21 protein-coding genes, 3 tRNA genes and 3 pseudogenes are annotated in these 21368 nt (G+C 61.5%); 21 read left to right on the forward strand and 6 right to left on the reverse strand.

The features are described 5' to 3' along the window. Nucleotides 1-125: 125 nt before the first annotated feature. Together EJ079_RS23500 and EJ079_RS23505 are read right to left on the reverse strand one after the other, a co-directional pair. On the reverse strand, nt 126-779 hold the full coding sequence (locus EJ079_RS23500) for an outer membrane beta-barrel protein (protein ID WP_127321675.1): 654 nt from the start codon (nt 777-779) through the stop codon (nt 126-128). Between the two features lie 458 nt (nt 780-1237). Next, nucleotides 1238-1313, reverse strand: a tRNA-Thr gene (locus EJ079_RS23505). 155 nt (nt 1314-1468) lie between these two features. Here EJ079_RS23505 and EJ079_RS23510 point away from each other — a divergent pair. From EJ079_RS23510 to EJ079_RS23525, 4 genes are all read left to right on the forward strand, one after another. Beyond that, nucleotides 1469-1636 carry a hypothetical protein gene (locus EJ079_RS23510; protein ID WP_127268088.1) on the forward strand — a complete coding sequence of 56 codons (168 nt, stop codon included), beginning with the start codon at nt 1469-1471 and terminating at the stop codon, nt 1634-1636. Between the two features lie 229 nt (nt 1637-1865). After that, nucleotides 1866-2078 (forward strand): hypothetical protein, encoded by a 213-nt coding sequence (locus tag EJ079_RS23515; protein ID WP_127396883.1) that lies wholly within the window; start codon nt 1866-1868, stop codon nt 2076-2078. A gap of 576 nt (nt 2079-2654) precedes the next feature. Then, complete coding sequence (locus EJ079_RS23520; RefSeq protein WP_127268086.1) at nt 2655-2960, forward strand: BA14K family protein; 306 nt, start codon at nt 2655-2657, stop codon at nt 2958-2960. A gap of 182 nt (nt 2961-3142) precedes the next feature. Further along, nucleotides 3143-3502: a hypothetical protein gene (locus EJ079_RS23525; RefSeq protein WP_127268085.1), complete on the forward strand. Its 360-nt coding sequence runs from the start codon at nt 3143-3145 to the stop codon at nt 3500-3502. Here the strand turns inward: EJ079_RS23525 and bhcR are convergent, their stop codons facing one another. Beyond that, nucleotides 3503-4324, reverse strand: a complete 822-nt coding sequence (bhcR, locus tag EJ079_RS23530) for an HTH-type transcriptional regulator BhcR (RefSeq protein ID WP_127810308.1) — start codon at nt 4322-4324, stop codon at nt 3503-3505. It abuts the gene before it with no gap. 213 nt (nt 4325-4537) lie between these two features. Here bhcR and gcl point away from each other — a divergent pair, with 213 nt between their 5' ends. The 3 genes from gcl to EJ079_RS23545 all read left to right on the forward strand — a co-directional run bounded on the left by gcl (nt 4538) and on the right by EJ079_RS23545 (nt 8188). Beyond that, nucleotides 4538-6319: a glyoxylate carboligase gene (gene gcl, locus EJ079_RS23535; protein ID WP_127810309.1), complete on the forward strand. Its 1782-nt coding sequence runs from the start codon at nt 4538-4540 to the stop codon at nt 6317-6319. A 27-nt stretch (nt 6320-6346) separates the two neighbouring features. Then, entirely contained in the window at nt 6347-7144 is a 798-nt protein-coding gene (gene otnI / locus EJ079_RS23540; RefSeq protein WP_127810310.1) for a 2-oxo-tetronate isomerase, read from the forward strand. Nucleotides 7145-7303: 159 nt separating this feature from the next. Then, nucleotides 7304-8188 carry a 2-hydroxy-3-oxopropionate reductase gene (locus EJ079_RS23545; protein ID WP_127810311.1) on the forward strand — a complete coding sequence of 295 codons (885 nt, stop codon included), beginning with the start codon at nt 7304-7306 and terminating at the stop codon, nt 8186-8188. A 91-nt stretch (nt 8189-8279) separates the two neighbouring features. On the opposite strand, the gene rlmB is transcribed toward EJ079_RS23545, so the two are convergent. Beyond that, nucleotides 8280-9131 (reverse strand): 23S rRNA (guanosine(2251)-2'-O)-methyltransferase RlmB, encoded by an 852-nt coding sequence (rlmB, locus tag EJ079_RS23550; RefSeq protein WP_127810312.1) that lies wholly within the window; start codon nt 9129-9131, stop codon nt 8280-8282. Nucleotides 9132-9329: 198 nt separating this feature from the next. Here rlmB and EJ079_RS23555 point away from each other — a divergent pair. Beyond that, a tRNA-Tyr gene (locus EJ079_RS23555) sits at nt 9330-9414 on the forward strand. An 89-nt stretch (nt 9415-9503) separates the two neighbouring features. After that, a tRNA-Gly gene (locus EJ079_RS23560) sits at nt 9504-9577 on the forward strand. Nucleotides 9578-9651: 74 nt separating this feature from the next. Here the strand turns inward: EJ079_RS23560 and EJ079_RS23565 are convergent. After that, nucleotides 9652-10116, reverse strand: coding sequence for a YidB family protein (locus EJ079_RS23565; protein ID WP_127322983.1), 465 nt, complete (start codon nt 10114-10116; stop codon nt 9652-9654). A 132-nt stretch (nt 10117-10248) separates the two neighbouring features. On the opposite strand from EJ079_RS23565, the gene EJ079_RS23570 reads away from it, so the two are divergent. Continuing rightward, nucleotides 10249-10506, forward strand: coding sequence for a GlsB/YeaQ/YmgE family stress response membrane protein (locus EJ079_RS23570; protein ID WP_127810313.1), 258 nt, complete (start codon nt 10249-10251; stop codon nt 10504-10506). A gap of 117 nt (nt 10507-10623) precedes the next feature. Here the strand turns inward: EJ079_RS23570 and EJ079_RS23575 are convergent, their stop codons facing one another. After that, nucleotides 10624-11511, reverse strand: a complete 888-nt coding sequence (locus tag EJ079_RS23575; protein WP_127396092.1) for a DMT family transporter — start codon at nt 11509-11511, stop codon at nt 10624-10626. A gap of 311 nt (nt 11512-11822) precedes the next feature. Between EJ079_RS23575 and tuf the strand changes: the two are divergent. From tuf to EJ079_RS23635, 11 genes and pseudogenes are all read left to right on the forward strand, one after another. Next, a pseudogene (gene tuf / locus EJ079_RS23580) lies at nt 11823-13079 on the forward strand (elongation factor Tu); the annotation flags it as partial. Nucleotides 13080-13114: 35 nt separating this feature from the next. Next, nucleotides 13115-13336 (forward strand): annotated as a pseudogene (locus EJ079_RS33600) (3-deoxy-8-phosphooctulonate synthase); the annotation flags it as partial. A gap of 96 nt (nt 13337-13432) precedes the next feature. After that, nucleotides 13433-13636, forward strand: a pseudogene (locus tag EJ079_RS23590) (dodecin family protein). A gap of 86 nt (nt 13637-13722) precedes the next feature. After that, on the forward strand, nt 13723-14088 hold the full coding sequence (locus EJ079_RS23595; RefSeq protein ID WP_127397501.1) for a PRC-barrel domain-containing protein: 366 nt from the start codon (nt 13723-13725) through the stop codon (nt 14086-14088). Between the two features lie 374 nt (nt 14089-14462). Beyond that, entirely contained in the window at nt 14463-15737 is a 1275-nt protein-coding gene (eno, locus tag EJ079_RS23605) for a phosphopyruvate hydratase (RefSeq protein WP_127397502.1), read from the forward strand. Nucleotides 15738-15899: 162 nt separating this feature from the next. Continuing rightward, nucleotides 15900-16223 carry a septum formation initiator family protein gene (locus tag EJ079_RS23610; protein ID WP_127270588.1) on the forward strand — a complete coding sequence of 108 codons (324 nt, stop codon included), beginning with the start codon at nt 15900-15902 and terminating at the stop codon, nt 16221-16223. A gap of 193 nt (nt 16224-16416) precedes the next feature. After that, a complete protein-coding gene (gene pdhA / locus EJ079_RS23615; protein WP_127810314.1) occupies nt 16417-17454 on the forward strand; it encodes a pyruvate dehydrogenase (acetyl-transferring) E1 component subunit alpha in 1038 nt (345 codons plus the stop codon). 15 nt (nt 17455-17469) lie between these two features. Further along, nucleotides 17470-18870: a pyruvate dehydrogenase complex E1 component subunit beta gene (locus EJ079_RS23620; protein WP_127810315.1), complete on the forward strand. Its 1401-nt coding sequence runs from the start codon at nt 17470-17472 to the stop codon at nt 18868-18870. Nucleotides 18871-18888: 18 nt separating this feature from the next. Beyond that, the gene (locus tag EJ079_RS23625) at nt 18889-20253 is read left to right on the forward strand and encodes a pyruvate dehydrogenase complex dihydrolipoamide acetyltransferase (protein WP_127810316.1); all 1365 of its coding nucleotides are present in this window, start codon (nt 18889-18891) and stop codon (nt 20251-20253) included. 13 nt (nt 20254-20266) lie between these two features. Beyond that, nucleotides 20267-20683, forward strand: a complete 417-nt coding sequence (locus EJ079_RS23630) for a hypothetical protein (RefSeq protein WP_127810317.1) — start codon at nt 20267-20269, stop codon at nt 20681-20683. Continuing rightward, on the forward strand, nt 20680-21315 hold the full coding sequence (locus tag EJ079_RS23635) for an SGNH/GDSL hydrolase family protein (protein WP_127810318.1): 636 nt from the start codon (nt 20680-20682) through the stop codon (nt 21313-21315). The genes EJ079_RS23630 and EJ079_RS23635 overlap by 4 nt, the downstream gene beginning before the upstream one ends. Nucleotides 21316-21368: the final 53 nt, after the last annotated feature.

Genomic DNA, 21368 nt, shown 5'->3' on the forward strand with positions numbered 1-21368 from the left:
TTGCGATCCAGGCCCCTGGCCGTCGGGTTCGTGGCGACATTGCGCCCGCGGAATGCCATTCACAAGCTGGACCTTGGTCTTGCTATTCCTGCGGAGCGCGTCAACGTCGGAGACGCGCTGAACAGTTAGAATTTCATCGCGATGCCGACGCGGAAATCGTGCGTCTGAAGCGTGTGTTCCAGCGTGCATCCGCCGCCGCAATATTCAAGCGACTTCTTGCCGAAGAAGGAGAAGTCGTATTCGCCTCGCAAGAACACGTTGTGTGTGAGAGCGACGTCGATGCCTGCTCCAACAATACCACCGACCAAAGTTGCATCCCGCTCGGCGTTTCCACCTGGATAGAACGTCTTCAGCTTTGCGGCGGTTACACCAGCCGTGACAAACGGCATGTAGGCTCCGATGTCCATGCCAACGCGACCCTTTACGGATCCGAACAAACCTGTGGAGGCGTCGAGAACGCCTGGGCCTGGAATATCGTCGAAGGTGTTCTTCTTAAAGCGGTAGCCAAGCTCGCCTTCAACGCCATAGACAATCTTGCCGGATTGGAAGTTATAGCCTGCAAAGCCGCCGACCGCGGCCGAGCCGACGTTGTGCGTTGCGCCAGCCTGGGCGCCCGGCTCATAGATCTTGTAATGTTCCAACGTTCCGGCGCCGAACACGCCGGCGTATGGCCCTTGCCAAGTCCATTCAGGGGTGTCGACAGGAGCGGTCATCATATCGGCAGCGATGGCCGGAGCCGCCGAAAGCGCAACGAATGAAGCGAGCAAAAAAGCTTTCATGAAATCCCCATCAAATCGCCAAGCGCTTTATATCGATGAGCCTGCAACTTTGTATGTAGCTAGGAAGTCACACCTGTAGACTAAGTTGCTGCGCCTGAATTCGGCGACTAGGTATCAGGAAGGCCGGTGCAAACAGGCATCCCGCGAGGAGCTCCGGACTTCCGCGGCCGAACACCGGCGCCGCCACAACCTCTGGAATGAAACTCAACGCCGGCGAGGAATGGCAGTCAGGTTTCGACGCGGGCATTATCCAGAAATTCGAGAGCGGAGCGTGGAAGGTGCCGTTCTAATCTTCAATAAATCCCGCCGCCGCACGGTGGCGGGCTTTCCACATGGTGATGCTCCGGGGCGGATATTCTCGCGGGTAAGTGCATGATTTCCAACGTGGATCAGGCGGCGGATCGAACTCGATGACAATAGATTAACTGTCTGAATTTACTCAATTGCCGCACTTTTGCTGGTGCCCCCGGACGGAATCGAACCGCCGACCTTCGGTTTACAAAACCGCTGCTCTACCAGCTGAGCTACAAGGGCACGGCGCTCCGGTTAGCATATTTGTTGCGCCAGTAAAGACAAAACTCCGTTTTTTCCCGGCATGCCGCGTGGCCCGTCGACGAGGGCATCCTGAAAACCGCTAGATTGCTTCCTACATCTAGGGGAGGTGCAATCGCTTTGCGCAGGGGTGTGGCATGATCAGATTAGTCATCATTCTCCCGATCATCTTCGTGGCCTGGATGCTGCTGGTGAAAATCATCAGCGATGTGAAGAAGGCCAATGTCGACTGGACCGGCGTCACCACCATCATCGGCTTCATCGCGCTGGCGTTCTGGCTGCGCCATGTCACGGGGATGGGGTGAGAGAGAGCGAATAGTGAGTAGCGAATAGCGAATAGCGAATGGGAACGGCAACGTAGCGATTGGTAAGTGGCGTTCCTGCCTTTTCCTACTCGCTATTCGCTATTCACTATTCGCTTGGGCCAAAGGCCCCACAAAAAATCTCCTCGACCTATCGAACCTTTTGCCGCGCCGCGCCGACTGATGGTTAGAGGCGAATGGGTCGCCTCGATCAAGGATCCAGGAGATCATCATGTTCAAGCGCACTCTTACCTCAGGCCTCGTCGCCATTTTCGTCGCCACCGGCGCGCTCGCCGGCACTGTCGGCACGTCGTCCGCCCACGGCATGCACGGCCATCATCACAACCACCATCACAAGAAGCACTTCAAGAAGTTCTGGTGGAAGCACTACAACCACCACCACAACCATCACCACAGGCACGGCAGGGTGATCATTTTCCTTTGATGGAGGGACCCAGTTCTCCCAAGAGGGCGGCTTCGGCCGCCCTTTTTGCGTTGGCGTTGCGAAGTAGGGCGGGCAAAGCTAGCGATCTCGCCCGCAAGCTACGGCATGCACATTTCCAAACAACTGGTCTTTGGCGATAGGGTGCATGGCAGCTTGGCGCATGCATTGCCTTTTGCGGCGCTGGTCGACCCCCACTCCGTCTCGGCTTCGCCGAGCCACCTCTCCCCCGATCGACGGGGTAGAGGAAAGGCGCCAAGCTTTTGCCGTTAACGCTCGTCCAGCAACGCTCCTTTCCTTTCCCTCCGGAGGGGGGAAAGGTGGCGCTGCGAAGCAGCGACGGATTGGGGGAACCACGTGGTAATCAGGCATCGGGCAGATCAGAAGGTATGTGCATAGCGTAGACGTCCATCGGGGAGATCTGCATCGTCAATGTTCTCGCCAACCTCTTCCCGTCGCCGTCACAAAGACCTTCGGTCCCAGAAGATCGACAAAAGATTCGAACCTTTTTCCTGGCTGCGACGACAGATGATCAAGAGGCGGATGGATCGCCTCGGTCAATGAAGCAAGGAGATCGTCATGTTCAAGAACACACTCGTTTCCGGCCTTATCGCCACCGCCGTCGCCGCAGCCACGCTGGCCGGCACCGTGCAGCCTTCGGCCGCTCACAGCCATCACCACAATCACGGCCTCGGCATCGGCATTGCGGCCGGCGTCGGCGGCTTTGTCCTCGGCAGCCTGCTCGCCCAGCCGCGCACCGTCTATGTCGACGAAGGCGGCGGCTCGTGGCATGTCCGCCGCTGCTACGATCGTTACGCCAGCTACGACGCGGACTCCGATACCTATCTCGGCCGCGACGGATACCGCCACTATTGCCGTCTTTAGAGGGGAGGACCGTTTCAGCAACAGAGGGGCCCATGCGAGCCCCTCTTCTGCTGTCTGGATGGTAGCGGTGCGTGCTCCACCGGCCGATACAGCGCAGAAAGGATTGGCCTGAGCGGCAGACCGGGCGGTGTACAGAGATTTGCCGAGCGTCTATTCTGACCGCGAAACGCGGGGAGAGACCTTTGGACGAGCAGGACCCCAGAGAAGACCTGGTCGAAACGGTTTTCCGCAACGGCACCGTCACCGCCGTCGGCATCCTGCTGGCGTTTTCGCTGGGCTTCATCACGCATTGGGCCGCCAACCCGATCCCGTGGCAGACCTACCATCTTGTCGCCGTCCTGCCGATCCTGGCCGGCATTGCCTTGCAGATGCGGGCGCTCTCGCTGCTGCTCGACACGAAATGCCTGCAGCGGCGCATCTATGAACGTGCCAACCGCATCTTCATGGCCGGCCTGATATTCACCGCCTGCGGCGTCGGCATGGCCATCCTTCTCGATTTCTTTGATATCGCCACCAGGAGCGCGCTGCCCGGGACGGGCTGATCAGCCGGCTCGCACGCCGCCGATCATCCTGGTCACCTCGGCGGCGGCATCGCGCACCAGCGGGCCGATCTCGGCCAACCGCTCCGGCGTCACCCGCACCGTTGGTCCCGACACCGAAACGCCGCCGATCGGCTCGCCGAATTCATTGAAGATGGCGGCTGCCACGCAACGCATGCCGGGGTGCCGCTCCTCGTCGTCGACCGACCAGCCGCGCAGCTTGATCCGCGCCAGATCGTGGGCAAGCGCCGAAATGTCTGAAAGTGTCCTGTCCGTGAAGCGCTGCAGGCCTGCCTTGCGCAGGATGGTTCCGACGCGCTCCGGCTCGAGATGCGCCAGCACCGCCTTGCCGATGCCGGACGCATGGAAGGGACTGCGTGTGCCCGGACGGAAGAAGGCGCGGATCGCCTGGTGCGTCTCGACCTGGCTGACGAAGACCACGCAATCGTCCTCGGCGACGCCGAGATTGGCGGTCTCGCCGGTTCTTTCCATCAGCTCTTGCATGGCGACACGCGCGCGGTCGACCAGCTTGCGGCGGCGCAGGAAGGCCGCGCCCATGCGGTAGGTCTCGACGCCGATCGACCACAGTTGGTCTGATGTGTCGAATTCGACCATGCCGTGGTTTTGCAGCGTCGTCAGCATGCGATAGGCGGTGGAGGCGGCAAGGCCGCTCTGCGCCGAGATCTCGCTCAGCGACAGGCCGCTGCCTTCCGCGACAATGGCCAGGATGCGCAGTGCCCGGTCGAGCGACTGCACCGAACTGACCTCCGATGGCCCGTTGAAAGCGCGCGGCCGGCCGCGCTGGCGTTTTTCGGTCGTTTCCATGCCGCCATTCTCGGTCGTTTCTCAAAATGCGCAATGAAAAAGTTTTTCACTATGATCGCTACCCGAGTTCTTGGAAAACGGAAAACCAAATAAAATCAGAAGTTTGGTGCTGTTTTCTAAAAATGAAAAAATATTCTGAAAAAATTGAAAAATATCCGGCGTGCTGACATCCTTGGCCAATCCAACAATGACAAACCCCGTGGAGGGCTGGAAATGGCCAGGATGCGCGCTGTCGATGCCGCGGTTCTCGTTCTCGAAAAGGAAGGCATTTCCTGCGCTTTCGGCGTGCCGGGCGCGGCGATCAATCCATTCTATTCGGCGCTGAAGGCCAAGGGAACGGTCCGCCACGTGCTAGCCCGTCACGTCGAGGGCGCCTCGCACATGGCGGAAGGTTTTACCCGCGCCAAGGCAGGCAATATCGGCCTGTGCATCGGCACTTCGGGTCCGGCCGGCACCGACATGATCACCGGGCTCTATTCGGCCGCCGCGGATTCCATCCCGATCCTGTGCATCACCGGGCAGGCGCCACGGGCGCGGCTGAACAAGGAGGATTTCCAGGCCGTCGACATATCAGCCATTGCGGCACCCGTCGCCAAATGGGCGGTCACCGTCATGGAGCCCTATCTCGTCCCCATGGCGCTGCAGAAGGCATTTCATCTGATGCGCTCGTCACGTCCCGGCCCGGTGCTGATCGACCTGCCGGTCGACGTGCAACTCGCCGAAATCGAATTCGACATCGATGCCTATGAACCGCTGACGCCGTTCAAGCCGGCCATGACGCGCGCCCAGGCCGAAAAGGCGTTGACGATGCTCAATTCGGCCGAAAAGCCGCTGATCGTCGCCGGCGGCGGCATCATCAACGCCGATGCGTCCGATCTGCTGATCGAATTCGCCGAGATTTCAGGCGTGCCGGTCATCCCGACCTTGATGGGCTGGGGCGCCATCCCCGACGACCACCGGCTGATGGCCGGCATGTGCGGGCTGCAGACCTCGCACCGCTATGGCAATGCGACGATGCTGGAAGCCGACTTCGTCTTCGGCATCGGCAACCGCTGGGCCAACCGCCACACCGGCTCCGTCGATGTCTACACCAAGGGCAAAAAGTTCATTCATGTCGACATCGAGCCGACGCAGATCGGCCGTGTCTTCGCGCCGGATCTCGGCGTCGTTTCGGATGCCGGTGCCGCACTGAAGATGCTGCTCGACGTCGCCACCGAATGGAAGACGGCAGGCAGACTGCGCGACTGGTCCGGCTGGGCGAAGCAATGCCAGGCCCGCAAGAAGACGATGAAGCGCAAGACGCATTTCGACCAGGTGCCGCTGAAGCCGCAGCGTGTCTATGAGGAGATGAACAAGGCGTTCGGTCGCGACGTCACCTATGTCACCACGATCGGCCTGTCGCAGATCGCCGGTGCGCAGTTCCTGCATGTCTACAAGCCGCGCAACTGGATCAATTGCGGCCAGGCCGGCCCGCTTGGCTGGACCTTGCCGGCTGCCCTTGGCGTTCGCGCCGCCGATCCCGACCGGACCATCGTGGCGCTGTCGGGCGACTATGATTTCCAGTTCATGATCGAGGAACTGGCGGTCGGCGCACAGCACAAATTGCCCTATCTGCATGTTGTCGTGAACAACGCCTATCTCGGCCTGATCCGCCAGGCGCAGCGTGGGTTTTCGATGGACTTCGAGGTCGACCTTGCCTTCGAGAACATCAACCGGTCAGGCGATCCCGAGGCCGGCTACGGCGTCGATCACGTTGCCGTCGCCGAGGCCATGGGCTGCAAGGCGGTCAGGGTGCGCAAGCCGGAAGAATTCGCCGGAGCTTTCAAGGAGGCGCAGCGGCTGATGAAAGAGCACCGGGTTCCGGTCGTGCTCGAATTCATCCTCGAACGCGTCACCAACATCTCGATGGGCATCGAGATCGACAAGATCACCGAATTCGAGGACCTTGCCGAGAGCCATGAGGATGCGCCGACGGCGATCGTCATGCTGGACTAAGGCTTGGCGGAGAAAAGGAGAAAAAGAATGCCGCGTTTTTCAGCCAATCTTTCGATGCTCTTTGGTGAGCATGAGTTCCTCGACCGTTTCGATGCCGCCGCCCGCGCCGGCTTCAAGGGCGTCGAATATATCGGCCCCTATGACCATGCGCCCGATGTCGTCGCCGCCCGGTTGAAGAAGAACGGTCTGACCCAGGTGCTGTTCAACCTGCCGGCGGGCGACTGGGGCAAGGGCGAACGCGGCATTGCCGTGCTGCCGGACCGCGTGCCGGAATTCCGCCAGGGCATCACCAAGGCGATCACCTACGCGCAGGCGCTCGGCTGCCAGCAGGTCAATTGCCTGGCCGGCATCGCGCCGGCCGCCGCCGACCGCAAGGTGCTGGAGGATGTCTTTGCCGAAAACCTCGCCTTCGCGGCGGAAAAGCTGGAGCAGGCCGGCATCAGGCTGCTGATCGAGCCGATCAACACGCGCGATATTCCGGGCTTCTTCCTCAACTACTCCGACCAGGCGCTGGCGCTGATGGATCGCGTCGGCTCGAAAAACCTGTTCCTGCAATACGACATCTATCACATGCAGATCATGGAGGGGGATCTCGCCCGTACCATCGAGGCTAACCTCGGCCGCATCGCGCATATCCAGCTTGCGGACAATCCCGGCCGTCACGAGCCGGGGACGGGCGAGATCAATTTTCCCTTCCTGTACGAGCACATCGACCGCATCGGTTATGCCGGATGGGTCGGGGCGGAATACAAGCCGAAGGCAGGGACGGAGGCTGGGTTAGGCTGGTTTCGGGAGTTGAGCGGGCAGGGCAGTGCTGCGGCTTAGCGGCCAAGGCCCCCTCATCCGGCCCTTCGGGCCACCTTCTCCCCGGTGGGGAGAAGAGACAGGCATCAACGTCGGCATTCTCTTCTCCCCTCGGGGAGAAGGTGGTCGCGCTAGCGGCCGGATGAGGGGGCGTTTCACACAACCTTCTGGAGAACCACAATGGAAACCATCGGCTTCATCGGCCTCGGCATCATGGGCGCGCCGATGGCGGGGCATCTGCTGGACGCGGGCTATCATGTCATCGCCAGCGACCATCGCTCCAAGCCGCCGGCCGATCTCGTCGCCAAGGGGCTGAAGACCGTCACCGGCCACGCCGGCGTGGGCAAGGCTGCCGACATCATCATCCTGATGGTGCCCGACACGCCGCAGGTGGCCGATGTGCTGTTCGGCGACAACGGCGTCGCGTCCGGCCTGGCCAGGGGCAAGCTGGTCATCGACATGAGCTCGATCTCGCCGATCGAGACCAAAATGTTCGCAAAGAAGATCAACGATCTCGGCTGCGACTATCTAGATGCACCGGTCTCGGGCGGCGAGGTCGGCGCCAAGGCGGCGTCGCTGACCATCATGGTCGGCGGCGAGGAAACCCCATTCGAGCGCGCCAAGTCCGTGTTCGAGAAGATGGGCAAGAACATCACCCTGGTCGGGCCAAACGGGGTTGGCCAGACCACCAAGGTGGCCAACCAGATCGTCGTCGCGCTGACCATTGAAGCCATCGCCGAAGCGCTTGTTTTTGCTTCGAAAGCCGGCGCCGATCCGGCCAAGGTCAGGCAGGCGCTGATGGGCGGGCTGGCGGCTTCGCGCATTCTGGAAGTGCATGGCGAGCGCATGGTCAAGCGCACCTTCGCGCCTGGTTTCCGCGTCGAACTGCACCAGAAGGATCTGAACCTCGCGCTGGAGGGCGCGAAGGCGCTCGGCGTTTCCTTGCCCAACACCTCGACGACTCAACAGCTGTTCAATTCCTGCGCGGCCAATGGCGGCGCCAAGGAAGATCATTCGGCGCTGGTCAGGGCGCTGGAGCGGATGGCGGGGCATGAGGTGGGGTAGGAGGAGCGAGTAGCGAGTAGCGAATAGCGAATAGGGATTGCAGCCACGGATAGTCGGGATTCGACTTTCGCTACTCGCTACTCGCTACTCGCTACTCGCTACTCGCTAAAAACTTCCGCGCCACGTAAAGGCTGATCGCCGCGGCATTCGACACGTTGAGCGAATGGATGGCGCCGGGCATGTCGAGCCGCGCCAGCGTCGTCACCGTCTCGCGGGTCTTCTGGCGCAGGCCCTTGCCTTCGGCGCCCAGCACCAGGGCGATCTTTTCTCCGGCAAAGCTCTTTTCGAGTTCGGCCGGCGCGTCCGAATCAAGCCCGATGGTGCGAAAGCCGGCCTCGTGCAGCTGGCCGAGCGCGTCGGCGAGGTTCTTCACCTCGATCTGGTCGATGTGCTCCAGCGCGCCGGAGGCGGATTTCGCCAGCACGCCCGATTCCTGCGGGCTGTGGCGGGCTGTGGTGATCAGCGCGCCAGCGCCGAAGGCCACCGCCGAGCGCAGGATGGCGCCGACATTGTGCGGGTCGGTGATCTGGTCGAGCACCAGCACCAGCTTCGCGTCACCAAGCGCATCGAGCCGCTTGGCTTTAAGCGGCTCGGCCTCGATCAGCACACCCTGATGCACGGCATCCGACCCGGTGATCTTGTCGATGTCCCTGGGTTCGACCAGTTCGGTCTTGAAGGGCAGGGCGGCGAGATCGGCGATTTCGAGGCGCTCGGCCGCATTGCGCGTCACCAGCATCTTCCTGATCTTGCGGCGCGGATTGTCGAGTGCGGCACGCACCGTGTGCAGGCCGTAGAGCCGCACCAGGCCATCCGCGGCATTTTCGCCCGGCGGAACCGGCTGTCGAGCCCGGAATGCCGGCGCGCCGCCGCTTTTCTCGTCGCGATAGGCGCGGCGCAGCTTGGCGTAATGGGTGTCTTTGGGGGTGTTGGTTTTGTCGCTCATGGCTGGCTTCTATAGCGGTGTCCTCCGGCCAAGGATATGGCCTGTCACTACAGCCGGCGAACAGAAACGAAAAACCATGGTTGCGCGGTTGACACCCAATGGGCTTGCCGCCATAAGGCGCTGCGCTGGTTTCGGAGAACACATAACTCGGGTCCGGATCGGCGTGAATGCCTCGTTGCATGGCTCCGGCGGCAGACTGGAGAGGTGCCCGAGTGGTTAAAGGGGACGGACTGTAAATCCGTTAGCTTAGCTTACGTTGGTTCGAATCCAACCCTCTCCACCACTGCCGGCCCGGAAGCCCTGAAACGTAACAAGAATCGGACCGAAAAGTGCATGGCGCTTTTCGGATGAATCCGGTCCTTCAGGAACGGCGCGGGTATAGCTCAGTGGTAGAGCAGCAGCCTTCCAAGCTGAATATGCGGGTTCGATTCCCGCTACCCGCTCCAGACACTCATCCCATCCGGCAAATCGAAACACTGCGCACGAGGCGCAGCGCTCCAATTGTGGTGGCTGCGCCGCGTCAGCTGTTGAACGCGGTGGCGACCTGGTGCTGCTGCGGCACCTGGCCGTTCGGCGTCAGTCTGTCGACGATGCCGGGCAAGGCGGTGGACAGTTGTTTGAGCAGTTCCTGCTCGTCCAGCCCGGTCCGTTGCGCGATCTCGCGAATGATCTGCGGTCCGATCGCGGCGCCAAGATCGTTGGCGTTGATCGGCTGGTTCTGCCCGGTGCCGACCCAGGAGTCGGCGGCATTGCCGTGGCCGGCATTTCTGAGCTTGTCGAGCAGGCCGCCCAATCCGCCAGCCAGGCCACCATCGGCGGATGTGGTTTCCGTCGGGACGGGGGCGGTCGGAGCGGGCGCGGGAGACTGCTCTGGCTCTTCGGCATTTCTGCCGCTCAGCATCTTGCCGACCAGCAATGCGCCGAGCGCGATCATCAGGGGTTTGGTGATGTTGCCGCCGGGAACGGCATTGTCAAAAAGTCCCATCGTGGATCCTCCATAGCGAACAAGGCCCGACCCCTCCTCGACAATGAAGCATTCGGGCGGAATTTCAAGCTGGCTTGAGGTTTTGACAATCCTATGAAAATGTTCGGCTGGCGAGGGGATGGAGAGGAAAAAATGGGTATCATCAGCTGGATCATTCTCGGCGTGGTCGCCGGCTTCATCGGCAGCAAGATCGTCAACAAGACCGGCCAGGGTGTCGTCATGGATATCGTACTGGGCATCGTCGGCGCCATTGTCGGCGGTCTGATATTCAGTGCCTTCGGCGCGTCAGGCGTCACCGGCCTCTACATCTACAGCCTGATCGTTGCCGTCATCGGCGCGGTGGTCGTTCTGTGGGCTTACCATCAGTTCAGCGCAAGGCGGACGCTTTAGGCGCCTGCGGATCATCTGAGGTTTCGAGTTTCTGAAGGCGAGACCGGCTTGAGGCCGGTATGCTCAGAGTGGCTTGCCTATGGCATCGGGGCGGCGAAAAGCAGCAATGAAACGAGGCTAGGCGACGACGGCCAGCCGGCGCTGACGCTGATCCAGCGAGACGATGGTCAGCCCGCTGCCGACGACCAGCAGAATGCCGCAAATGGCCAGCGCGTTGGGGAACTGCCCGAACACCAGCAGGCCGGAAATGACCGCCCAGACGGTGAAGCAATAGTAGAACGGCGCCACGGCGCTGGTCGGTCCGATGCGATAGGCCATGAAGATGAAGAAATGGCCGAAGATCAGGAAAAATCCAGCACCGGCCATCAGCAGCAGGTGATGTGCCCCGGGCATGACCCAGCGCTCTGAAACCAGATGCGCGGCGCCGGCGCCGATCAGCACCACCACGACGGCGGAAATCGCCACGATCATCCCCGGCACCTCGGCCGCGACCCGCCGGCCGGCAAGGTCGCGCGCCGCCGCAAATGTGGCATTGCCGAGCGCCAGCAAGGCGTAGACCGAAATGCCTTGCATGGTCGGCTGCGCCACCATCAGCGCTCCGACGAAGCCGAGCCCGATCAGCGCCATGCGCCGGCCGCCGATCCGCTCGCCAAACAGGATCGAGGAGCCGACCAGCATCAAGAGCGGCGTGATCTGGCCGAGCGCGGTGGAATCGGCGATCTGCATGTTGGCGAGTGCGACCACATAGCAAAGGATCGCCGCCAGCTCGAGCATGTTCCGGCTCAGGACGCGCTTGTCGAAGATCCGCGGGATCTGCTTGCCGTAGCCCAGCGCGAACAACAGCGGGAAGCCCCAGAGTGCTGCCGCGGCACCCCGCAGAAACAGCACTTCGTAAGACGGCAGGCCAGCCGTCGCGAGCTTCATCATCGTGTCGTTGACGAGATACGACCCCGTCGAGACGATCATGAACAGCGGGCCGCGGATAGAGGCAGGGATGAAATGCATCCGGACACAAGATCAGAGGCGGGTGGCGGCGGCAATGGTCCATGGCCTGGCCATGATTCAGACAGGGCCGGGCAAGCACGCCAGCGCTTTCGCCGCCTCGATCGGTCGGCCCGCTACCCCTTCATTTTGCCCAGAGCCTTCCTATATCAGCGTCATATCCCGCAATCGGATCGATGGTTCGGACTGAGTGAGACGGCACCCGGCCAAAAGACGCTTGTGTTTTTTGGCCTTTGTCGCTAATCGCCCCGCATTCGACTGAACTGAAGGTCTTCGACCGAACTGAAGATCCGGGCCGTCCAAGGAAAGAGACAATGGCAAAAGGTAAATTCGAGCGTAACAAGCCTCACGTGAACATCGGCACGATTGGCCACGTCGACCATGGCAAGACGTCGCTGACGGCGGCGATCACCAAGTANAAAGGTAAATTCGAGCGTAACAAGCCTCACGTGAACATCGGCACGATTGGCCACGTCGACCATGGCAAGACGTCGCTGACGGCGGCGATCACCAAGTATTTTGGCGAATACAAGCGCTACGACCAGATCGACGCTGCTCCTGAGGAAAAGGCGCGCGGCATCACGATCTCGACGGCGCATGTCGAATACGAGACGGCTGCCCGCCACTACGCTCACGTCGACTGCCCCGGCCACGCCGACTATGTGAAGAACATGATCACCGGCGCCGCGCAGATGGACGGCGCGATCCTGGTCGTGTCGGCCGCCGACGGCCCGATGCCGCAGACCCGCGAGCACATCCTGCTGGCGCGTCAGGTCGGCGTGCCGTCGATCGTGGTGTTCCTCAACAAGGTCGACCAGGTCGACGACGCCGAGCTGCTCGAACTGGTCGAGCTCGAGGTTCGCGAGCTTCTGACCAAGAACGAATTCCCCGGCGACGACATTCCGATCGTCAAGGGTTCGGCTCTGGCTGCCCTGGAAGACAGCGACAAGAAGATCGGTGAAGACGCGATCCGCGAGCTGATGGCTGCGGTCGATGCCTACATCCCGACGCCGGTTCGTCCGCTCGACAAGCCGTTCCTGATGCCGATCGAAGACGTGTTCTCGATCTCGGGCCGYGGCACGGTCGTGACCGGCCGCGTCGAGCGCGGCGTGGTCAAGGTCGGCGAGGAGCTGGAGATYATCGGCATCCGTCCGACGACCAAGACGACCTGCACGGGCGTGGAAATGTTCCGCAAGCTGCTCGATCAGGGCCAGGCCGGCGACAACATCGGCGCGCTGCTGCGCGGCGTTGATCGTGAAGGTGTCGAGCGCGGCCAGGTTCTGGCCAAGCCGGGCACGGTGAAGCCGCACAAGAAGTTCGTGGCCGAAGCCTACATCCTGACCAAGGACGAAGGTGGCCGTCACACGCCGTTCTTCACCAACTACCGTCCGCAGTTCTACTTCCGCACGACGGACGTGACCGGCATCGTGTCGCTGCCGGAAGGCACCGAGATGGTGATGCCGGGCGACAACATCACGGTCGATGTCGAGCTGATCGTGCCGATCGCCATGGAAGAGAAGCTGCGCTTCGCTATCCGTGAAGGCGGCCGCACCGTCGGTGCCGGCATCGTCGTCACCATCAAAACCGGGCGGGCAGGGCGGGTCCTCAACCGGGCGGGCAGGGCGGGTCCTCGGGCGGTGAACGTCGTTTTGTCGAGACGCTGGCGCGCGCGGCCGTCGCTGTTGGCGTTGCCGGCGTGTTCATCGAGACCCACCAGGATCCTGACAATTCGACCTCGTCGGATGGCCCGAACATGCTGCCGTTAAAGGACATGCCAGCCTTGCTCGAGCGGCTGATGGCATTCGACCGTATCGCCAAGGGCCTCTAAGGCCGGACGCATACCCTGCCGACTGCCGGCGCTTGTGGAAGGCACGAGCCGGCTATACGCTTGCCTTGCAACTGAGCGTTTTGGCAGGAGGAAGCCATGTCCGTCGCCCGCGTCACCGAAATCACATCGTCGTCGAAGAAGAGCTTTCAGGACGCCATCGAACAGGGAATTGCGCGCGCCTCGAAAACCCTGAAGAACGTCGAGGGCGCTTAGATCCAGGACCAGAAGATCGTCGTCCAAGACGGCAAGATTGTTGCTTATCGCGTCAATATGAAGGTTACCTTCATCCTCTCGGAGTGACCGGGCGTCGCCGAAAAAGTCGGGAACCTTCGCCCGCGCCCCTCATTGTCCAAGTATGGTTCTAAACCACAATGAGGAGCACAATCATGACAACCCAGACAGGTCACACCCAAGCCATCGCCGCTTCACGGGTCATCGGTACATCGGTCTACAATACCGAAGGCACGAGCATCGGAAGCATCGAGGATGTGATGCTCGACAAGATGACGAACGGCATCATGTTCGCGGTGATCGGTTTTGGCGGCTTCCTCGGCATTGGCGAAAAATATCACGCCATTCCGTGGGCAAGCCTCGACTATGATGAGGACAAGGGCGGCTATGTCGTGCCGTTTTCCAAGGAACAACTCAGAGCGGCGCCTGCCTATTCGATCAACGAATTGAGCGGGGCGGATGGCGAGGTGGCGCGCGACGAATCTTACAATTACTACAAGGTCACGCCTTACTGGCATTGACAGCAACGACAAAGCGGCCCCGTCGAGAGACGGGGCCGCTTTGTATTCTGGCTTATTCGCTGACATGTAAGGGGGCCATCGCCTTCGGCGGCGACTGCTGATTGTCGCACGACGTCAGGAATGCCGCCGCGATCAGGAACAGACTCACGATACCACTCAACTGGGACATGGCGAAACTCCTCCTGTTTCGCCCCGCGCGCTGCACCTTAACCGGAAGTCAGCCGACCGTACATGACTTATGATGACAGCGATTTGCGCTTCGTGAATCGTTCAGAGGCTGATGCCGCGGCAATAATTGCCGGCCGGCCGATTGCCTTTTGCAGCACTTTGGCTAAGACGTGCGGCATTCTTCAGATCAATCGAGGACATCGCAAATGACCGCCATCATCGACATTGTCGGGCGTGAAATCCTGGACAGCCGTGGAAATCCGACCGTCGAGGTCGATGTCATTCTCGAAGACGGCTCGATGGGCCGCGCGGCGGTGCCGTCGGGTGCTTCGACCGGCGCCCACGAGGCCGTCGAACTGCGCGACGGTGGCGCCCGCTATCTCGGCAAGGGCGTGCTCAGGGCCGTCGAAGCGGTGAACGGCGAGCTGTTCGAGGCCATCGGCGGCATGGAAGCCGAAAACCAGATCCATATCGACCAGACCATGATCGAGCTTGACGGCACGCCCAACAAGAGCCGGCTTGGCGCCAATGCCATTCTTGGCGTTTCGCTAGCGGTGGCCAAGGCGGCCGCCGATGCCGCCGGCCTGCCGCTCTACCGCTATGTCGGCGGCACCAAGGCGCATCTCCTGCCGGTACCGATGATGAACATCATCAATGGCGGCGCGCATGCCGACAACCCGATCGATTTCCAGGAATTCATGATCCTGCCGATCGGCGCGCCGACGCTGCGCGAAGGTGTCCGCTGGGGTTCGGAAATCTTCCATACGCTGCGCAAGAAACTGAAGGACGCCGGCCACAACACCAATGTCGGCGACGAGGGCGGCTTTGCCCCGAACCTGAAAAGCGCGCCTGTGGCGCTCGATTTCATCATGGAATCGATCGAGCAGGCCGGCTTCAAGCCGGGCGACGAGATCGCGCTGGGCCTCGATTGCGCCGCGACCGAGTTCTTCAAGGACGGCAACTACGTCTATGAGGGCGAGAAGAAGACGCGCGATCCCAGGGCCCAGGCCAAATACCTGGCCAAGCTTGCCGCCGACTATCCGATCATCTCGATCGAGGACGGCTTGGCCGAGGACGACTGGGAAGGCTGGAAGTACCTGACCGGCCTGATCGGCAAGAAGACGCAGCTAGTCGGCGACGACCTGTTCGTCACCAATACGGCGCGGCTGCGCGACGGCATCCGCATGGGCGTTGCCAATTCGATCCTCGTCAAGGTCAACCAGATCGGCTCGCTGACGGAAACGCTCGACGCCGTAGAGACCGCGCACAAGGCCGGCTACACTGCCGTCATGTCGCACCGCTCGGGCGAAACCGAGGATTCGACCATCGCCGATCTCGCGGTTGCCACCAATTGCGGACAGATCAAGACAGGCTCGCTGTCGCGCTCCGACCGCATGGCCAAGTACAACCAGCTGATCCGCATCGAGGAAGAACTCGGCAAGCAGGCAAGCTATGCCGGCAAGTCGGTGGTCAAGGGCTGATCCAGAAACACCGGCTCATCGATACCGGACAAAAGGGCGGGAGCATTCCCGCCCTTTTTTGTTTCGACGCCGCCCAACAGGACACCCGTAACCGTCCGTTAAGCACAATCGGGCGAAAAAGATCGTGAGCCGCCTGAGTTCGCGGCCGCGAGGATTTGGATCATGTGGACGCGTCAGCACAAGCAGAGAAACACCGGCCGACTGATCATTCCCTCGCTTTGCGTGGCGTTCCTGGCCTATTTCGGCTTCCACGCCTATCACGGCGAATTCGGCATCTATTCGAAATATCAGCTGGAAGCCCAGACGGTGGCGCTGCAAGGCCAGCTCGATGTGATCAAGGCGCGCCGCATGGAACTCGAGCGCCGCGTTCGGTTGATGCATGAAGGCACGCTCGAAAAGGACATGCTCGATGAGCAGGCACGCAAGGCGCTCAATCTGTCCCAGGCTGACGAAATCACCATTATGTTGCCGACCTCGTCGAAATAACTGATTTCAAGTTAATCATCAATATTTTCAATGATTTTAATCGCTTAGGCGCATGCCAGCTATGCAAATTCGGCATGGCGCAACGCTTTGACGCGTGTTAGCCTCCCTTAAATCGGTGGGGAAGAGCTGATCTCCCCAGAGCAGATTTCATCTGCTCTAATGTCCACAAAGAGACGCCAACAGGGAGTGATGCATGGCCACCGCCGCCAGAAAAGCGCCTGCCAAATCCAAATCCGACGGCAAATCGGGGCTTTCGGCCCCCAAGCCTGCCGAATTCACCAAGGACGAAGAGCTTGCCGCTTACCGGCACATGCTGCTCATCCGTCGTTTCGAGGAAAAGGCCGGCCAGCTTTACGGCATGGGTTTCATCGGCGGCTTCTGCCACCTCTATATCGGCCAGGAAGCGGTCGTCACCGGCATGAAGATGGCACTGATCGATGGCGATCAGATGATCACCGCCTATCGCGACCACGGCCACATGCTGGCGATGGAACTGTCGCCGCGCGGCGTCATGGCCGAGTTGACCGGGCGTCGGGGCGGCCTGTCCCGGGGCAAGGGCGGCTCCATGCACATGTTCTCCAAGGAAAAGCACTTTTACGGCGGCCACGGCATCGTCGGCGCGCAGGTGTCGCTCGGCACGGGGTTGGCCTTCGCCAACCGCTACCGCGACAACAACAATGTTTCGCTGACCTATTTCGGCGATGGCGCGGCCAACCAGGGCCAGGTCTATGAAAGCTTCAACATGGCCTCGCTGTGGAAGCTGCCGGTGATCTACATCATCGAGAACAACCGCTATGCCATGGGCACCTCGGTGTCGCGCTCTTCGGCGGAAACCAATTTTTCGCACCGTGGCGCCTCGTTCAAGATTCCCGGCATCCAGGTCGACGGCATGGATGTCCGCGCCGTCAAGGCCGCCGGCGACCAGGCGACCGAATGGTGCCGCGCCGGCAATGGGCCGATCATTCTCGAAATGCAGACCTACCGCTATCGCGGTCACTCGATGTCCGACCCGGCCAAATACCGCTCGAAGGAAGAAGTGCAGAAGATGCGCTCGGACCATGACCCGATCGAGCAGGTCAAGGCACGGCTGATGGAAAAGAAGTGGGCGATCGAGGACGAGCTCAAGACCATCGACAAGGAGGTCCGCGACATTGTCGCGGATGCCGCCGAATTTGCCCAGAACGACGCGGAGCCGGATCCGTCCGAGCTCTGGACCGATATCGTATTGTAACGGGAGGGCAAGGACATGCCGATCGAAATTCTCATGCCCGCTCTCTCGCCGACCATGGAAGAGGGCAATCTTTCGAAGTGGTTGAAGAACGAGGGCGACAAAGTCGTCGCCGGCGACGTCATCGCCGAGATCGAGACCGACAAGGCGACGATGGAAGTCGAAGCCGTTGACGAAGGCACGCTGGGCAAGATCCTGATCGCCGCCGGTACCGAAGGCGTCAAGGTCAACACACCGATCGCCGTGCTGCTACAGGACGGCGAAAGTGCCGGGGATATCGGCAAGGCCGCGGCGCCCGCCAAGGCGGAAGCGCCTGCAAAGGCAGAGGCTCCGGCGGCCGCAGAGGATAAGGCGGAGGCCGCAAAGCCGGCTGCGCCGGTGGCTGCTGCTCCGAAGACGGAAATCGCCGCCGATCCGGACATTCCGGCCGGCACGGAAATGGTCTCGACCACGGTGCGCGAAGCGCTGCGCGATGCGATGGCCGAGGAAATGCGCCGCGACGGCGATGTCTTCGTCATGGGCGAGGAGGTTGCCGAATACCAGGGCGCCTACAAGATCACGCAAGGCCTGCTGCAGGAATTCGGGCCGCGGCGCGTCGTCGACACGCCGATCACCGAGCATGGCTTTGCCGGCGTTGGCGTGGGTGCGGCGATGGCCGGCCTGAAGCCGATCGTCGAGTTCATGACCTTCAACTTCGCCATGCAGGCGATCGACCAGATCATCAACTCGGCCGCCAAGACCCTCTATATGTCGGGCGGCCAGATGGGCGCGCCGATCGTGTTCCGTGGACCGAACGGCGCCGCCGCACGCGTCGCCGCTCAGCACTCGCAGTGCTATGCCGCCTGGTACAGCCACATTCCGGGCCTGAAAGTGGTGATGCCCTACACCGCCGCTGACGCCAAGGGCTTGTTGAAGGCAGCGATCCGCGATCCGAACCCGATCATCTTCCTCGAGAATGAAATCCTCTACGGTCAGTCCTTCGACGTGCCGAAGCTGGACGATTTCGTGCTGCCGATCGGCAAGGCGCGCATCCATAAATCAGGCAAGGATGTCACCATCGTCTCCTTCGGCATCGGCATGACCTATGCGGTCAAGGCTGAAGCGGAACTGCGTGGCCTTGGCATCGATGCCGAGATCATCGACTTGCGCACGATCCGGCCGCTCGATCTCGACACCATCATCGCCTCGGTCAAGAAGACCAACCGCCTGGTGGTGGTGGAGGAAGGTTATCCGCAGAACTCGGTCGGCGACCATATCGCCAACCAGGTGTCGCAGCGCGCCTTCGATTTTCTTGACGCGCCGGTCATCACCATCGCCGGCAAGGATGTGCCGATGCCTTATGCGGCGAACCTCGAGAAGCTGGCGTTGCCGAATGTCGGCGAAGTCATCGAGGCGGTCAAAGCCGTCATGTATCGCTGAACCGGGCGGGAGGACAAAATGCCAATCAACATCACCATGCCGGCCCTGTCGCCCACGATGGAAGAGGGCAATCTGTCCAAGTGGCTCGTCAAGGAAGGCGACAAGGTTTCGCCGGGCGATGTGATTGCCGAGATCGAGACCGACAAGGCGACGATGGAAGTCGAGGCTGTCGATGAGGGCACGGTTGCCAAGCTCGTCGTTCCCGCCGGCACCGAAGGCGTCAAGGTCAATGCGCTGATCGCCGTGCTCGCCGGAGAGGGCGAGGATGCGGGCGCTGCCGCGAAAAGCGGCGATACTGCCGCACCAGCCAAAGCCGAGACGCCGAAAGCGGAGGCTCCCAAGGCTGACGCACCGAAGGCTGAGACACCCAAGGCCGAACCGGTCGCGACCGCATCCAAGGCAGATGCGGCTCCGGTTGCCAACGGCCATGCGGCTGGCGAGCGCACCTTCGCGTCGCCGCTTGCACGCCGCATCGCGAAGGAGGCCGGTGTCGATGTGTCTGCCGTGACTGGCACCGGCCCACATGGCCGGGTGGTGAAGTCGGATGTCGACGCGGCGATTGCCGGTGGAGGTGCCCAGGCGGCGCCTGCCGCCAAGGCTCCTGCTGGCGCTCCTGCGCCTGCGGTAAAGGCGATGTCGGATGATCAGGTCCTGAAACTGTTCGAACAGGGCTCCTACGACCTCGTCCCGCATGACAATATGCGCAAGACCATTGCGCGGCGCCTGGTCGAGGCCAAGTCCACCATCCCGCATTTCTACCTGACGCTCGATTGCGAACTCGATGCGCTGCTGGCGCTGCGCACGCAGATCAATGCGGCTGCCCCGGTGAAGAAGACTGACAAGGGCGACGCTCCGGCCTACAAGCTGTCGGTCAACGATATGGTCATCAAGGCGATGGCCATGGCGCTGAAGGCGGTGCCGGATGCCAATGCCTCATGGACCGAAAGCGCCATGGTCAAGCACAAGCATGCCGATGTCGGCGTTGCCGTGTCGATCCCCGGTGGCCTGATCACGCCGATTATCCGCAAGGCCGACGAAAAGACGCTGTCCACCATCTCCAACGAGATGAAGGACCTGGCCAGCCGTGCGCGCAGCCGCAAGCTGAAGCCGGAAGAGTATCAGGGCGGCACCACGGCGGTGTCCAACCTCGGCATGTTCGGCATCAAGGATTTTGCTGCGGTCATCAACCCGCCGCATGCGACCATCCTGGCGGTCGGCGCCGGCGAGGAGCGGGCGGTGGTCAAGAATGGCGAGATCAAGATCGCCACCGTGATGTCGGTGACGCTGTCGACCGATCACCGCGCCGTCGACGGCGCGCTTGGGGCTGAACTGCTGGTCGCCTTCAAGCGGCTGATCGAGAACCCGATGGGCATGCTGGTCTAGGACGGAGAGGGCGGTGCGGATCTTCTTCACCTCCCTCATGGCGTTTTTCCTGTCAGGATTGGCAGGCGGCCTGGTTGCTCAACAGCTGGCGGTCGCAACCCATGCGCAGGAAGAATACATTCTGGTGTTCATGACGTCGGTGCTTGTCACCATTGTTGCAACGATCGTGTTTTTCATCGCGCAGCTTTTTTCGAACGCACCGACGATCATCAACTGGCTGGCCCTCTGCGCAATTCTCCTGTTCGTGCTGATCGGGCTCGGCCTGATCGGTTGGACGTTCTCTCAACCGATCGGCAAGCGCCAGTGGGGAGGCGACCTGCCAATCATCGCCGGCCTGGTTTTGCCGAACCTGGCCACTGTGCTGGTTCACTGGCTGTTCGTGCGCTGGCGGTTGAGGCGCGGCTCGATTAACGCACAGGTGGGCGCATGAAGACGGTTCTTTGCTACGGCGACTCGCTAACCTGGGGCTACAATGCCGAAGGTGGCCGCCATGCGCTGGAAGACCGCTGGCCGAGCGTGCTGCAGGCAGCGTTAGGCGCCGGCGTGCAAGTGATTGCCGATGGCCTCAACGGCCGCACCACGGCCTTCGACGATCATCTGGCCGGTGCGGACCGCAACGGTGCAAAACTGCTGCCAACCGTCCTGACGACCCATGCGCCGATCGACCTGATTGCCATCATGCTCGGCGCCAACGACATGAAGCCGTGGATCCACGGCAATCCCGTCGCGGCCAAGCAGGGCATTCAGCGGCTGATCGACATCGTGCGCGGTCACGACTATCCGTTCGACTGGCCCGCGCCGCAGATACTGATCGTCTCGCCGCCTGTCGTCAGCCGCACCGAAAATGCCGACTTCAAGGAAATGTTCGCCGGTGGCGATGACGCCTCGAAGTTTTTGGCACCGCAATATGCCGCGCTCGCCGACGAAGCCGGCTGTGGCTTCTTCGACGCCGGCAGCGTGGCGCAAACCACCCCTCTCGACGGCGTCCATCTCGACGCCGAAAACACGCGAAACATCGGCAAGGCGCTGGCGCCGCTGGTGCGTGTGATGTTAGCGACATGATAGTCGATGCATTTCTGATCATCGGCATCTGGTTGGCTGTGCATTGGCAAGGC

Source organism: Mesorhizobium sp. M7A.F.Ce.TU.012.03.2.1, assembly GCF_004006095.1.
Classification (GTDB): domain Bacteria; phylum Pseudomonadota; class Alphaproteobacteria; order Rhizobiales; family Rhizobiaceae; genus Mesorhizobium.

Bases quoted from the DNA above. Each gene is read 5' to 3' on its own strand.
- EJ079_RS23500 (WP_127321675.1), bottom strand. From the start codon at position 779: ATGAAAGCTTTTTTGCTCGCTTCATTCGTTGCGCTTTCGGCGGCTCCG.
- EJ079_RS23510 (WP_127268088.1), top strand. From the start codon at position 1,469: ATGATCAGATTAGTCATCATTCTCCCGATCATCTTCGTGGCCTGGATG.
- EJ079_RS23515 (WP_127396883.1), top strand. From the start codon at position 1,866: ATGTTCAAGCGCACTCTTACCTCAGGCCTCGTCGCCATTTTCGTCGCC.
- EJ079_RS23520 (WP_127268086.1), top strand. From the start codon at position 2,655: ATGTTCAAGAACACACTCGTTTCCGGCCTTATCGCCACCGCCGTCGCC.
- bhcR (WP_127810308.1), bottom strand. From the start codon at position 4,324: ATGGAAACGACCGAAAAACGCCAGCGCGGCCGGCCGCGCGCTTTCAAC.
- gcl (WP_127810309.1), top strand. From the start codon at position 4,538: ATGGCCAGGATGCGCGCTGTCGATGCCGCGGTTCTCGTTCTCGAAAAG.
- otnI (WP_127810310.1), top strand. From the start codon at position 6,347: ATGCCGCGTTTTTCAGCCAATCTTTCGATGCTCTTTGGTGAGCATGAG.
- EJ079_RS23545 (WP_127810311.1), top strand. From the start codon at position 7,304: ATGGAAACCATCGGCTTCATCGGCCTCGGCATCATGGGCGCGCCGATG.
- rlmB (WP_127810312.1), bottom strand. From the start codon at position 9,131: ATGAGCGACAAAACCAACACCCCCAAAGACACCCATTACGCCAAGCTG.
- EJ079_RS23565 (WP_127322983.1), bottom strand. From the start codon at position 10,116: ATGGGACTTTTTGACAATGCCGTTCCCGGCGGCAACATCACCAAACCC.
- EJ079_RS23570 (WP_127810313.1), top strand. From the start codon at position 10,249: ATGGGTATCATCAGCTGGATCATTCTCGGCGTGGTCGCCGGCTTCATC.
- EJ079_RS23575 (WP_127396092.1), bottom strand. From the start codon at position 11,511: ATGCATTTCATCCCTGCCTCTATCCGCGGCCCGCTGTTCATGATCGTC.
- EJ079_RS23595 (WP_127397501.1), top strand. From the start codon at position 13,723: ATGACAACCCAGACAGGTCACACCCAAGCCATCGCCGCTTCACGGGTC.
- eno (WP_127397502.1), top strand. From the start codon at position 14,463: ATGACCGCCATCATCGACATTGTCGGGCGTGAAATCCTGGACAGCCGT.
- EJ079_RS23610 (WP_127270588.1), top strand. From the start codon at position 15,900: ATGTGGACGCGTCAGCACAAGCAGAGAAACACCGGCCGACTGATCATT.
- pdhA (WP_127810314.1), top strand. From the start codon at position 16,417: ATGGCCACCGCCGCCAGAAAAGCGCCTGCCAAATCCAAATCCGACGGC.
- EJ079_RS23620 (WP_127810315.1), top strand. From the start codon at position 17,470: ATGCCGATCGAAATTCTCATGCCCGCTCTCTCGCCGACCATGGAAGAG.
- EJ079_RS23625 (WP_127810316.1), top strand. From the start codon at position 18,889: ATGCCAATCAACATCACCATGCCGGCCCTGTCGCCCACGATGGAAGAG.
- EJ079_RS23635 (WP_127810318.1), top strand. From the start codon at position 20,680: ATGAAGACGGTTCTTTGCTACGGCGACTCGCTAACCTGGGGCTACAAT.